Origin of the sequence: Escherichia sp. KCJ4928, assembly GCF_004352695.1 — a bacterium.
Classification (GTDB): Bacteria; Pseudomonadota; Gammaproteobacteria; order Enterobacterales; family Enterobacteriaceae; genus ECMA0423.
The window spans coordinates 1-1,234 of sequence record NZ_SJWV01000420.1 but is presented as its reverse complement, the minus strand read 5'-3'; the positions used below and the strand labels follow the sequence as shown (position 1 = coordinate 1,234).

The window sequence follows — 1,234 nt, the reverse complement described above, 5'->3', positions numbered from 1 at the left end:
GGCGCAGAAGCCACCGCGGCCACATTCCCGTTACCGGCCTGTTTCACCGGCTGCGCCGTGGCGGCCTTACCGGCTTCCAGTTCACGCAGGCGCTTCAGGTGCGCATCCACCTGACGTATTTCCGCTGCGGTGTTGTCGTAATGCTCTTCCTCCTCCACATCCAGCGTGCGCCCTTCCTCTGCGGCTTTGGTCATGACCTCCTCAAGGGAGGCTGCCAGTGCTGCACGCTTGTTTTCAAAACTTTTAATCTGTTCGCCAATATTCATTATGGTCTTTTCCTTATGAAAAACGGTTGTTGACTGTGCCGCAGCGCCGGCAGAAGATGCGATTTTCACCACCGGTTTCCGGTTGCCGGACGCGGCAGAAAACTGGCGGTCGTAAGATTTAATGGTCCGGATGGTGCATTCCGCATTCGCGGGCACGGTGACGGCAGACACCTCCATCAGCTCCCAGCGCAGAAAATGCAGTCCGCCTCCGTCCAGAAAGGTGTATTCATGAGGACGGAAGCCCACGGACAGCCCCCTGACCAGCCCGGTCTTAATGGCCGCCCAGGCCTCATCCAGCCTGGCAGCCAGTTGCGATGGCATATCCGGCACGGGCTTCGCCAGTGTTGCCGTGATTTCCAGCCCTTCGCTGACCCGGCGCACCGTACACTGCCCCACCGGGCGGGAATGGTCATGCTGCCAGAGAAACGGGATCGCACTGCCAAACTCCGCGCCCTCCGGCTCCAGGATGTCACCATCCCGATCCGGAGAAGGCGTTGACGCAATCCCGGTGATCACCCGCTCATCCTCACTGAAGGATTTCACCGTCAGCAGGGAGCAGGCCCGTTTAAGAGTCACATCAGCCTCCTGAAAATAAAAAAACCGCCGCAGCGGTCCATGATGGTTACAGGGTGAACAGGGTTATATGAAAAAAACCGCATATTCTTTCTTTTTCGGCTCCGGATTCAGGGACATCAGGGATACCGCATTGAAGAGCGCCATCAGCGGGTCAATTTTCCCCCGTCCGCTGGCCTGTTTGGTAATAAGGATGGCGTTACCTTTCGGCTCCACCCGGGCATTGCCAACGCACCAGGCCATCAGTGGCTGACCACCATGCACCAGCACTCCCTCAGCCAGTTTGCGCTCGGTGGTTTTTATGGCCCCGCCCAGCTTCCAGCCCTGGCTTATCCCCACAACAATTCCGTCGGGGATCCCGGCTTCCGCCAGTGAATCCAGAATCTGCCCCACAC

Annotated in this window: 2 protein-coding genes; both read right to left on the bottom strand. The window is 58.4% G+C overall.

The window, feature by feature from the left end; all coding sequences use genetic code 11:
• Positions 1-842, bottom strand: an 842-nt coding sequence (locus E0D98_RS24460) for an HK97 family phage prohead protease (protein ID WP_072095395.1), incomplete at its 3' end; no start/stop codon positions are given.
• Between the two features lie 63 nt (positions 843-905).
• Positions 906-1,234 (bottom strand): terminase TerL endonuclease subunit (locus E0D98_RS24455; protein ID WP_033810581.1); only part of this gene is annotated, 329 nt, incomplete at its 5' end.